Source organism: Kitasatospora sp. NPDC101801, from assembly GCF_044766665.1.
Taxonomy (GTDB): domain Bacteria; phylum Actinomycetota; class Actinomycetes; order Streptomycetales; family Streptomycetaceae; genus Kitasatospora.
In genome coordinates, this window is sequence record NZ_JBIWML010000014.1 from 1 (window position 1) to 11,167 (window position 11,167).

At 74.0% G+C, this 11,167-nt stretch carries 10 protein-coding genes and 2 pseudogenes; 8 read left to right on the plus strand and 4 right to left on the minus strand.

Annotated elements, in window-relative coordinates; all coding sequences use genetic code 11:
* Positions 1–96, plus strand: a pseudogene (locus tag ACIRPK_RS17945) (DNA-binding response regulator); the annotation flags it as partial.
* An 819-nt stretch (positions 97–915) separates the two neighbouring features.
* A complete protein-coding gene (locus ACIRPK_RS17950) occupies positions 916–1,917 on the plus strand; it encodes a 2-hydroxyacid dehydrogenase (protein ID WP_403039613.1) in 1,002 nt (333 codons plus the stop codon).
* Positions 1,918–1,953: 36 nt separating this feature from the next.
* Here the strand turns inward: ACIRPK_RS17950 and ACIRPK_RS17955 are convergent, their stop codons facing one another.
* Positions 1,954–3,420, minus strand: a complete 1,467-nt coding sequence (locus ACIRPK_RS17955; protein WP_403039616.1) for an APC family permease — start codon at positions 3,418–3,420, stop codon at positions 1,954–1,956.
* A 374-nt stretch (positions 3,421–3,794) separates the two neighbouring features.
* Between ACIRPK_RS17955 and ACIRPK_RS17960 the strand changes: the two are divergent.
* Positions 3,795–4,148: pseudogene (locus tag ACIRPK_RS17960) on the plus strand (amino acid ABC transporter permease); the annotation flags it as partial.
* Positions 4,149–4,180: 32 nt separating this feature from the next.
* Here the strand turns inward: ACIRPK_RS17960 and ACIRPK_RS17965 are convergent.
* Genes ACIRPK_RS17965 through ACIRPK_RS17975 form a run of 3 tightly spaced genes read right to left on the minus strand, consistent with a single transcriptional unit; the run spans position 4,181 to position 5,996 of the window.
* Positions 4,181–4,960 carry a cyclase family protein gene (locus ACIRPK_RS17965; RefSeq protein ID WP_403039619.1) on the minus strand — a complete coding sequence of 260 codons (780 nt, stop codon included), beginning with the start codon at positions 4,958–4,960 and terminating at the stop codon, positions 4,181–4,183.
* Positions 4,961–4,998: 38 nt separating this feature from the next.
* The gene (locus ACIRPK_RS17970) at positions 4,999–5,745 is read right to left on the minus strand and encodes an SDR family oxidoreductase (protein WP_403039622.1); all 747 of its coding nucleotides are present in this window, start codon (positions 5,743–5,745) and stop codon (positions 4,999–5,001) included.
* A complete protein-coding gene (locus tag ACIRPK_RS17975) occupies positions 5,745–5,996 on the minus strand; it encodes an acyl carrier protein (RefSeq protein WP_403039625.1) in 252 nt (83 codons plus the stop codon). Before ACIRPK_RS17975 ends, ACIRPK_RS17970 begins: the two co-directional genes overlap by 1 nt.
* Before the next feature lie 178 nt (positions 5,997–6,174).
* Here ACIRPK_RS17975 and ACIRPK_RS17980 point away from each other — a divergent pair, with 178 nt between their 5' ends.
* Genes ACIRPK_RS17980 through ACIRPK_RS18000 form a run of 5 tightly spaced genes read left to right on the plus strand, consistent with a single transcriptional unit; the run spans position 6,175 to position 11,019 of the window.
* On the plus strand, positions 6,175–7,572 hold the full coding sequence (locus tag ACIRPK_RS17980; RefSeq protein ID WP_403039628.1) for an NDP-hexose 2,3-dehydratase family protein: 1,398 nt from the start codon (positions 6,175–6,177) through the stop codon (positions 7,570–7,572).
* Entirely contained in the window at positions 7,560–8,540 is a 981-nt protein-coding gene (locus ACIRPK_RS17985) for a Gfo/Idh/MocA family protein (RefSeq protein WP_403039631.1), read from the plus strand. Before ACIRPK_RS17980 ends, ACIRPK_RS17985 begins: the two co-directional genes overlap by 13 nt.
* A 9-nt stretch (positions 8,541–8,549) precedes the next feature.
* Positions 8,550–9,311: an NAD-dependent epimerase/dehydratase family protein gene (locus tag ACIRPK_RS17990; protein WP_403039634.1), complete on the plus strand. Its 762-nt coding sequence runs from the start codon at positions 8,550–8,552 to the stop codon at positions 9,309–9,311.
* Positions 9,308–10,591 carry an FAD-dependent oxidoreductase gene (locus ACIRPK_RS17995; RefSeq protein WP_403039637.1) on the plus strand — a complete coding sequence of 428 codons (1,284 nt, stop codon included), beginning with the start codon at positions 9,308–9,310 and terminating at the stop codon, positions 10,589–10,591. Before ACIRPK_RS17990 ends, ACIRPK_RS17995 begins: the two co-directional genes overlap by 4 nt.
* The gene (locus tag ACIRPK_RS18000) at positions 10,588–11,019 is read left to right on the plus strand and encodes a nuclear transport factor 2 family protein (protein ID WP_403039640.1); all 432 of its coding nucleotides are present in this window, start codon (positions 10,588–10,590) and stop codon (positions 11,017–11,019) included. The genes ACIRPK_RS17995 and ACIRPK_RS18000 overlap by 4 nt, the downstream gene beginning before the upstream one ends.
* Positions 11,020–11,167 lie beyond the last annotated feature (148 nt).

Below are 11,167 nucleotides of genomic sequence, written 5' to 3' on the forward strand. Positions count from 1 at the left end.
CAGAACGTGCTCGGCAAGTTGGGGGTGCACTCCACCCTCGCCGCCGTCGCCGTGGCCCGACGGGCGGGCGTCAGCCCGTCCGAACCGGCCGCCCCCCCCCCCCCCCCCCCCCCCCCCCACCCCCCCCCCCCCCCCCCCCCCCCCCGACCCCCCCCCCCCCCCCCACCCCCACCCCCCCCCCCCCGGGGGGGGGGGGGCCCGGGCCCGCCCCCCCCCCCGCTGCCTACTCAGCGCACCGCGACCGCGTCGATCGGCCAGGGCGGTGCCGAGGGTGGCCAGCGAGCGGCGGACCTGCTCGGCGAAGTCGCCCGGGACCAGGTTGCCGTCGGCGTCGGCCGCGTGCCGGCCGGCGATCCAGGCGGTGCCGTCGGCGGTGACCGCCGCCTGGCAGTAGCCGAGGCAGTCGGGTGTGGTGGGTCCCCCTCGATATTCTCGACATTGAGTGTCCAGAATCACCCGCAGGCGGCCCGGCCCACGACGCCCGAGCTCACCCGAACCAGCGCCGGATCCGCCCCGGCACGCCCGGCATCGTGCGCTCGACGTCGGGCCGACAGCTCCGCTGGCGTCTGCCCGTCCAGCTCCCGGCGCCAGGCCAGCGCGGCCCGGCCCACCGCCCGGTCGATCAGGCAGCGCTCCGGATCGCGGCCCGGGCGAGCGCCTGGAGCTGCTTGTTGAGATAGGCGGGCGGCAGGTCGTGGTACCCCGCGAGCTTCACCGCCGGCACCGCCCGCTCCTCGCCGATCCAGGCCGGGTTGAGGCAGCAGGGCCCACTCGACGCCCTCGCTCATCTTCACAACCTGGACGCTACATAGCCAGAGCAATGAGGGCGAGCGGATCGCGCGCCGCTGAGTCCCCGGCACCACCGGGGCGGCTAGCGTGCACAGTGCCGGTGCCACCGCCTGGAGGAGCAGCCCGATGAAGATCCTCGCCTACGGGGTCCAGTCCGACGAGAAGCCGATGCTGCACGCCGCCTTCGACGGCGGCCACCAGCTCCGCTCGCTCTCCGTCTTCCTCAACCAGGACACCGCCCCGCTGGCCGTCGGCTATCCGGCCGTCAGCACCAGCGTCAACTGCGAGCTCGACGCCGAGGTGCTCGCGCTGCTCGCCGCCGGCGGGACCCAGCTGATCGCCCAGCGCTCGACCGGTTTCAACAACATCGACCTGGAGGCCGCCGCCGGGCTCGGCATCACCGTCGCCCGGGTCTCGTACTACAGCCCGTACGCGGTCGCCGAACACGCCTGGACCCTGGCCCTCGCGGTGAACCGCCGGCTCACCCGGGCCGCGAACCGCTCCCGCGAGTTCGACTTCCGCCTCGACGGACTGCTCGGCCGCGACATCCACGGCATGACCGTCGGGGTGATGGGCACCGGCAAGATCGGCGAGTGCTTCGCCCGGATCGCGCACGGCTTCGGCACCGAGCTGCTCGGCTGGGACGTCGCCGAGAACCCGGCCTGCCTGGAGCTCGGCATGACCTACGTCGACCGCGCCGACCTGCTCGCCCGGAGCGACCTGATCAGCCTGCACGTCCCGCTGCTGCCCGGCACCCACCACGTGATCGACGCCGCCGCCCTCGCCCTGATGAAGGACGACGCCATCCTGATCAACTCCAGCCGGGGCGGCCTCGTCGACACCGCCGCCCTGGTGGAGACCCTCCGGCACGGCCGGCTCTCCGGCGTCGGCCTGGACGTCTACGAGGAGGAGACCGGCATCTTCTTCTACGACCGCTCGCTCGAGGGCATCAACGACGACACCCTGGCCCGCCTGGTCACCTTCCCCCAGGTCCTGGTGACCTCCCATCAGGCCTACTTCACCCACACCGCCGTCGGCCAGATCATCGACGCCACCGTCCGCAACGTCGAGGACTTCGAGGCCGGCCGCCGCAGCGAGAACACCCTCGTCCCGGACCCCGCAGGCTGAACTCCCGCACCCCCGGCGGAGAGCCTCGGCCCGGTGCTACGAGGCGGTCGAGCTGAGGTCGGCGGCTCCGCCGCGGGTCTGCGCGGGCAGCGCGGCGCCCTGGATCCGCCGGGCCCGGCGGGCGAGCAGCGGGTAGAGCAGGAACGATCCGAGGACCACCACCACGCCGTAGGTCACCGCCTGGGTCCCGCTCTCCACGTACTGCTGCCAGGCGGCCCAGGCGCAGACCGCCAGCAGGCTGGCCACGATCGCGCCGATGCTCCACCAGCCGCCGGGGATCCGGTAGGGGCGCTCCAGGTCGGGTTCCCTGAGGCGCAGGGCGATCAGGGCGGCGACCTCCAGCAGGATCCCGATGTTGGTGAGGAAGACGTCGAAGATCACCAGGTTGGTGAAGCTGCTGAGGCAGAACACCGCGTAGATCAGGGAGGACCCGACCACGGAGGCGATCGGCACCCGGTAGCGCGGGCTCTCCTTGGCGAGCCAGGCCGGGAAGTAGCCGTCCTTGGCGAGGACCACCGGCAGCCGCGAGTTGGAGGCCAGCAGGGCCGAGAACATCGCCACCGCCGCGAACATGCCGCCCACCGTGACGGTGATCTGGAGCCAGGGTCCGGCCAGTTGCCCGGCCACCGCGGAGAAGGCCCCGGCCTCCCAGGTGCGCCAGCCCGCCTCGCCGTCCGGGCCGGTGGCCAGGGAGGCGATGGTGGGCAGCAGGTAGCCCACCATGATCAGCACGATCGACACCGCGAGCGCCCGGGGCAGGTGACGGCGCGGGTTCTCCATCTCGCCGGCCACGTTGGACACGCTGTCCCAGCCGCAGTAGTTCCACATCACGATGAACAGGCCCGCCCCGAAGGCGTTCCAGGTCGACTGGTCGGAGCCGGTGGTCAGGGAGCCGACCGGGTTCGTCCCGTCGCTCACCAGGTGGGTGATGCCGATCACCGAGAGGATCAGCATCGGGACCAGGCACACCACCGCGAAGACCACCGACGACTCACCGACCCAGCCCGCACCGAGCAGGTTGAGGAGCGTGAACACCACGATCACCGCGAGGCAGATGAACCAGTTCAGGTCGAACTGCAGGTTCCCCAGCCGGAACAGCACGTGCTCACCCGGGGCGACCGCGCCGACCAGGCTCTGCAGGTAGCTGGTGAAGAGGACGGGGTAGACGGCCATGTCGACGAAGCTGCACACCCACTGCAGCACGCCCTGCTGGAAACCCCAGAACCTGCCGAGTCCGCGCTTGACCCAGTGGTAGTAACCGCCTTCCTCCGGCATCGCCGTACCCAGCTCCGCGACCACGAGCGCGTGCGGCACGCTGTAGATCAGCGGCGTGACCACGATCAGCAGGATCGCCATGCCGGGCCCGGAGGTGGAGAACAGTTCCTCGATCCCGTAGGCGCCGCCGGAGACGCTGAAGAAGATCAGCGCCACCAGTGGCATCAACCGCACCCGCCTGGGCGAGGGCAGTCTGGTCGGGACGGGGGCCACCGGAAAAGCCGTCATGTTCACCTCGGAGTGGTCGGCGCACGGATCGTGGGGGATCCGGATCACCGGGTCGGCCACCGCACGGCGCCGAGGGGGTCGGCGGTGGAGACCGGACGGTTCCCGACAGGGTCCCGCAGCCGGCCCGGCGGAGTGCTAGGAGTCTCCGGCCCGCGGGGCGTTGCCACAATCGATCACTGTGCCAACCGTTGCGGCCCGCCTTTGACAGTGTGATCGGCCGGCGACCTTCCGGCCCGATCGCTCCACCTGCGGCGTCCGCCCGGAGGACGGACCGTGAAGCCGACGAGTGGAGTGACCGTGGCCGAGGGAATTCCGGCGCCGGGTACGGGCGATCTGGTCGTGGTGAGCAACGTCGACAGGTACGTCGGCGGGCTCCACGTCCGCAGTCGGTCCCCGCGATGCTGCCGGCGATCGTCAGCCGGCCGGTGGTGATCGTGAAGGACACCGCACTCGGCGGCGCGCTGCTCGGCTTCTCCGTACCGCTCGCGTCGGTCCGCCCGATGAGCGCGGACCACGGGGCGAACACCATCGCCGGCTTCACCGTGGTCGCGGTGATCTTCGTGCCGGTGAACTTCGCGCTGGCCTCGTTCGCGAGCCGGCTGGAGGGCCGGCTGCGGCGCGGCCGGAGGTCCACCGGCGCGGCGCTCCGGCCGGACGCCGTCAACGCGTTGGCGGCGCCGGGCGAGCACGTCAGCCGCGACGAGCTCGGCGGCCCGGGCCGGGGGTGACCGGCGCGCTCACCGCCCGCCCGGGCCGCCGGTCAGGCGGGGAGGACGGCCACCGCCCGGGCCCAGCCGGCGCCCGCGCCGACGATCTTCACCGGGAAGCAGCTGACGGTGAACCCGGTCGGGGCGGGCAGCTCCTCCAGGTGGGCGAGGCGTTCGATCTGGCAGTACTCGCGCTCCCGGCCGACGAAATGGGCCGGCCAGAGCAGATCCCGGTCACCGGTCTCCCGGTAGCCCTCCAGCATGGTCCGGAACGGCGCGTCCAGGCTGAACGCGTCGGTGCCGATCACCCGGACGCCCTGGTCGAGCAGGAAGTGCACGGCCGAGCCGTCCAGCCCGGTGAAGCGGCTGAAGTACTCGGGGGTGCCGGCCAGCCGGGACGCGCCGGTGCGCAGCAGGACGATCTCGCCCGGCGACAGCCGGTGCCCGATCCGGTCCAGCTCCCGGCGCAGGCGGCCGGCGTCCACGGCGCCGGGCTCGGGGGTGCCGATGTCGAGCAGCACACCGGGGCCGTGGAACCACTCCAGCGGGAGCTCGTGCACGTGGCGCGGCCGACCGTCGCCGTAGCGGGCGGTGGAGCCGTAGTGGGACGGGGCGTCGATGTGGGTGCCCGTGTGAGTGGTCAGGGTGAGGGTGTCGATGGTGAGCAACTCACCGTCCGGCAGCACCGCCGGGTCGAACTCGAGGCCGAAGTGCTCCAGCATCTCCGCGCTCATGTGCTTGGCGCCGTCGGCCGCGGACAGGACGTGGTGCTCGACCGGCTCGGGCTCCCAGCCGGCCGCGTCGATCGGGGTGGAGAGGTCGATGATGCGCACGGGTCTCCTCGGGGGCTGCGGGGTGGACTGACGGTGCGTCAGGCGCGCAGGGCCAGGCCGCCGTCGGCGGTGACGACCTGGCCCTGGATCCAGGCCGCCTCGTCACCGCAGAGCAGGGCCACCGCCCGGGCCAGGTCCGTCGGGGTGGTGAGGCGGCCGGCCGGGGTGCGCTCCGCCAGCAGCCGCAGCACGGCGGCGTCAGCGCCGCCGGGCCCCTTGTCGAGCTTGGCGGCGGCGACCGCGTTCACGGTGATGCCGAGCGGCGCCAACTCGACGGCCAGGTAGCGGATCTGGGCCTCCAGCGCGGCCTTCGCCACCCCGGCCGCGACGTATCGCGGCACCACCCGGCGAGCGCCGTTGCTGGAGACCGCGACGATCCGGCCGGCGCCGCCGGCCATCGCCGCGACCAGCGGGCGGATGCCCAGGGTGAGCGGGGCGAGGGCGGCGGTCAGGTCCTGCCGGAACAGGTCCGGGTCCGGCCGTGCGGCGTCCATCGGGTGGAACGAGGCCACGCTGTGCACGAAGAAGTCCAGCCGGCCGCGCTCCGCCCGGATCCGTCGCAGCAGGTGCGGCAGGGCGCCGGGCCGGGTGACGTCCGCCTTGAGCACGGTCGCGGTGCCCGGCAGACCGGCCAGTTCGGCGAGCGCGTCCTTGGCCGCCGCGTCGTCCCGGGCGTGGTTGAGGTACACCGCGCAGCCCCGGGCGGCCAGTTCCCTGGCGACGGCCAGGCCGGTCCCCCGGGTGCCGCCGGCGATCAGGGCGGTGCGCCGTTCCCAACGGGTCATCAGGCCGCCTCGGCCATCGCCCGGTTCACCAGCACGAGGAACTCGCCGGGGGTCCGGGTGATGCTGAGCGCGTCGTCCGGGATCCGGACGCCGAACTCGCGCTCGATCCGGCCGGCCGTCTCCATCACGGCCAGCGAGTCGTAGCCCAGCTCGCCGAAGGGCACGCCGACGGTGTCCCCGTCGAGGTCGATCCCCTCGCTCTGGCCGGCCCCCTCACGCATGATCCGTTTCAGGTCGGCTTCGGTGATCATGGTCGTTCGCTCCTCGGGTCGTCGCTGCGCCGGTACGCCGGTACGCCGTCGAGCCTGGGGCACCCGGACCTGGGCACCGCTCGAATCGGCCTGGAGCGCTGCTCCAGCCCACTTCGAGCCCGTTTCGACGCGGCGCGGCGACGGTGGGTCTCCACACCCGCGCTCGGAAGGGACCGCGATGGCTCTCGCAGCAGACACCCGGACGGCAGCCCGGCCCGACCCGGCTCCGTCGGCGGACCCCGCCGCCCGGCTGGCCCTCTCGGCGGCCGCCGTGGCCGGGGCGGAGGAGGTGACCGACTGGCTGGCCGAACGGCAGCAGGCCGGCACCTTCGAGGTCGAGCGGATCCCGTTCGACCGGATGGAGAAGTGGCTCACCGTGCCCGCGACCGGCGACCTGGTGCACGAGACCGGCCGGTTCTTCTCGGTCCGGGGCCTGGAGATCCGGGAGGAGGACGGCCGGACCTGGTCGCAGCCGATCATCTGCCAGCCGGAGACCGGGATCCTCGGCATCCTGGCCAAGGAGTTCGACGGCGTCCTGCACTTCCTGATGCAGGCCAAGGTCGAGCCGGGGAACATCGGCCCGGTCCAGCTCGGCCCGACCGTGCAGGCGACCCGCAGCAACTACATGCGCGTGCACCAGGGCCGGGCCACCCCGTACCTGGCGTACTTCCTCGCCGAGGAGCGCGGCACCGTGCTGACCGACGTGCTGCAGTCCGAGCAGGGCGACAGCTTCCTGCGCAAGCGCAACCGGAACCTGGTGGTGGAGGTCACCGGCGAGGTCGAGGTGGGGCCGGACCACCGCTGGCTGACGCTGGGGCAGATCCACCGGCTGCTGGCGGTGGACAACCTGGTCAACATGGACGCCCGGACGGTGCTCTCCTCGCTGCCGCTGGCCGCGGCCACCGGCGAGCCGGCCGGGCGGGCCGGCTCCGACACCGAAGTACTCAGCTGGCTGGCCGAGTTGAAGGCCATGCAGGTCCGCGAGGTGCAGCTGGTGCCGCTCGACCGGGTGACCGGCTGGCGGCGGACCGCCACCGAGATCGCCCACACCGAGGGCCGGCACCACCGGGTCATCGCCGTGTCGGTGCTGGCGGGCAACCGCGAGGTGAGCCGGTGGACCCAGCCGCTGCTGGAGGTGGAACGCCCCGGCCTGGCGGCCATGGTCGTGCGCCGGTCGGCCGAGGGACCGCAACTGCTGGTCCAGGGGCTGACCCAGCCGGGAACCTTCGACGCGGTCGAGATGGCGCCGACGGTGCAGTGCGTGTCGGACGGGTTCTCCGACCTGCCGGAGCAGCCGCCGTTCCGGGACCTGGTGCTGGCCGCGCCGCCGGAGCAGGTGCTGTACTCCGCGGTGCTCTCCGAGGAGGGCGGCCGCTTCCACCGGCGGGCCAACCGGTACCTGATCGTGGCCGCCGGCGACGACTTCCCGTCCCGACTGCCGGACGGCTTCTGCTGGGTGACGCTCAATCAGGTCCGTCGGTTCATCCAGTTCGGCAACCACTTCACGGTCGAGGCCCGCACCCTGGTCACCTGCCTCGGCTCGCTGCACGGCGGGGAGGGCGGGTGGAGCGCCTGAGGGTGGGGGTGCTCGGCTGCGCGTCCATCGCCCGGCGCAAGATGCTGCCCGCGCTGACCGCCTGCCCCCGGACCAGGGTGACGGCGGTGGCCAGCCGCTCGGGCGAGCGGGCGAAGGAGTTCGCCGCCGAGTTCGGCACCGTCCCGGTGGCCGGCTACCAGGAGTTGCTGGACCGGCCGGACGTGGACGCCGTCTACCTGCCGCTGCCGGCCGGTCTGCGGGCCGAGTGGATCCTCCGGGCCCTGGCGGCCGGCAAGCACGTCCTGGCCGAGAAGCCGCTCACCACCCGCCCTGCGCTGGCCCGGGAGGCCGTCGAGCTCAGCCGTAGGCGCGGGCTGCTGCTGATGGAGAACTTCATGTTCCTCCACCACAGCGCGCACCGCCGGGTGCGCGAGCTGGTCGGGGCCGGGCGGATCGGCGAACCCCGTTCGTTCTCGGCCGAGTTCACCATCCCCGCCCTGCCGGCGGACGACATCAGGCACCGCCCCGAGCTGGGCGGCGGCGCGCTGCTCGACCTCGGTGCCTACCCGGTCCGGGCGGCGCAGCTGTTCTGCGGGCCCGACCTGGCGGTGGCCGGTGCGGTGCTGCACCACGACCCCGGGACCGGGGTGGACGTCGCGGGCGCCGCGCTGCTCGCCTCGGCCGGGATGACCGCCACGCTGTCGTTCGGGATGGCGCACCACTACCGCTGCCGCTACGCCCTGACCGGCAGCGAGGGCACGCTCACCCTCGACCGGGCGTTCACCCCGCCGCCGGACCACCGGCCGCTGCTGCGACTCGAACGCCCGGAGGGCACTCAGGAGTTGCTGCTCCGGGCCGACGACCAGTTCGCCAACGTGGTGGACGCCTTCGCCCGGACCGCGCTGGCCGGCCGGGGTTTCGACGGGCCGGGTGACCGCATCCTCCGGCAGGCAGACCTGCTGGAACGCGTCCGCCTGGCCGCCACCCCGGCCCCCACCGCCGGATAGGAGCTCTCGATGCAGATCGTCGGCCGCGGTTTCCTCGCCCGGAGCCTCCGCCCGCTCGCGGCCCAGCACCCCGACACGGTGGTCTTCGCCGCAGGGGTCTCCAGCGGCACCAGCCAGGCGGACGCCGGCTTCGCCCGGGAGGCCGAGCTGCTGTACGACACCCTCACCGACTGCCGGCGCGGCGGGCGGCGGCTGGTCTACTTCTCCACCTCCTCCGCCGGCCTGTACGGCGCGCTCCCCCGGCCGGGCCGGGAGGACGGGCCGGTGCGTCCGGCCTCGCCGTACGGGCGGCACAAGCTGGCCATGGAGGAGGTGATCCGGGGCTGCGGCCCGGACCACCTGATCCTGCGCCTGGCCTACCCGGTCGGACCGGCGCAGCGCCCGCACCAGTTCCTGCCGGCCCTGACGGCACAGGTCAGGGCGGGCCGGGTGCGGATCCACCAGGGGGCCCGGCGCGACCTGATCGACGTCCGGCACGCGGTGCGGCTGATCGACGCGCTGCTCGCCCTCGGGTCGCCCGGCGGGGTGGTCAACCTGGCCACCGGCTGGTCGGTCCCGGTGGCGGACATCGTCGCCCACCTGGAACTCCGGCTGGGCGTTCGGGCCCTGCGGCGAGTCGTCGAGGTGCCGCCGGAGCACCCGGTCTGCACCGAGCGCCTGCGGCACCTGGTGCCGGCCGTGGACCGGATGGGCTTCGGCCCGCACTACTACCGCCGGGTGATCGACGACTGTCTCGCCCGGACCCGACACCCGGAGGAGACCCCGCGATGACCGCACCAGCCGAGACCGGCACCGACGTCTGCGTGGTCGGCGGCGGACCCGCCGGTCTGACCCTCGCCCTGCTGCTGCTCCGCTCCGGCCTGCGGGTGACCGTGCTGGAGCGGTCCGCCTCGCTCGACCGCGCCTACCGGGGCGAGATCCTGCAGCCGGGCGGCCTGGCGCTGCTCGACCAGCTCGGCGTGCTGGCCCCCGCCGAGGCGCGCGGCGGCCACCGGCTGGACCGGTTCCAACTGGTCGAGCGGGGGCGGACGTTGCTCGACATCGACTACACCGGGCTGCCGGGTCCGTACGGCCGGCTGCTGAGCATCCCGCAGCGGCACGTGCTGGCCGAACTGCTGACCGCCTGCCAGGAGTTCGACGGCTTCCGGCTGCTCGCCGGGTACCGGGCGACCGCGCTGGTCGAGCAGGGCGGGGTGGTGCTCGGCGCGGTGGCCGACGGCCCCGGCGGGCGGCACACCGTCCGGGCCCCGGCCACGGTGGGCGCGGACGGCCGGTTCTCCAAGGTCCGCCGGCTGGCCGGCATCGAGGCCGACCGGGACGACGTGTTCGACTTCGACGTGCTCTGGTTCAAACTGCCCGGCAGCGGGGCGCCGGACCGCGCGGTCCGGGTGCACCGGGGCGGCGGGCGGCCGGTGCTGGCGTACCCGTCCTACCCGGACACCGTGCAGCTCGGCTGGACGCTGCCGCACCGGGGGTACGCCGAACTGGCTCACCAGGGGCTCCCGTTCGTGCGCGAGGAGGTCTGCCGGGCGGTGCCCGAGTACGCCGACCGGATCCGGGAGCGGATCACCGCACTGACCGACCTGACGCTGCTCGACGTCTTCGCGGGCCGGGCCCGGGAGTGGGTCAGGGACGGCCTGGTGCTGATCGGGGACGCGGCCCACACGCACAGCCCGCTCGGCGCCCAGGGGATCAACCTGGCGATCCAGGACGCCGCCCTGCTGCACCCCGTACTGGTCGCGGCGGTGCGGGCCGGTGACGTGTCGGCCGAGCGCCTGCGCGGCTACGCCGAGCCGCGCACCCGGGACGTCGAGCAGGTGATGCGGATGCAGACCCTGCAGGCCCGGGCGATGCTCTCGCCGGGCCGGGTAGCCCGGGCGGTCCGGCCCCGACTGGCAGCGCTGATCCAGCACACCCCGCTCGGCGCCAGGATCACCAGCCGGATCGCCTTCGGGAATCCGGCCGCCCGGGTCCGGTCGGAGCTGTTCGCTCCGCCCCCGGAGCCGACCGATCGTCAACAGTCCACCGATGAAGAGGAGTTCACCCGATGACCCGGAGCACGACGGTCCCGCTGGAGCGACTGCGGGCCGACCTCGACCAGTTCTACGCCCGGCACCTGCAACTGCTGGACAGCGGCCGGGCCGAGGAGTGGGCCGCCACCTTCACAGCCGACGGCACCTTCCAGCTGCCCGGCCGGCCCGGGCCCAGCCGGGGCCGGGCCGAGCTGGCCGAGGGCGCCCGGCGGGCCGGGGCCGCGCAGCGGGAGGCGGGCGAGACCCACCGGCACTGGCACGGCATGCTGGACGTCGAGGCGCGGCCGGACGGCAGTGTCGGGGTGCGGTGCTACGCGCTGGTGTACCTGACCCCGCGCGGCGGCGACCCCCGGCTGCACCGCTCCTGCGTCTGCGAGGACGTCCTGGTGCGGGTGGACGGCAGTTGGCTGGTCCGGTCCAGGGCGGTGACCCGGGACGGGCACTGACCACGACCGACCACGACGGGCGGGCCCCCACCGGCCGGTGGGGGCCCGCCCGTCGTGGGGGGGCGGGGGGGGCGCCCCCCGCGCGCCCCCCCCCCCCCCCCCCGGTGTTACCGCCGGGCCCCCCGGCCCGGCCGAGGCGCGCCCGCCG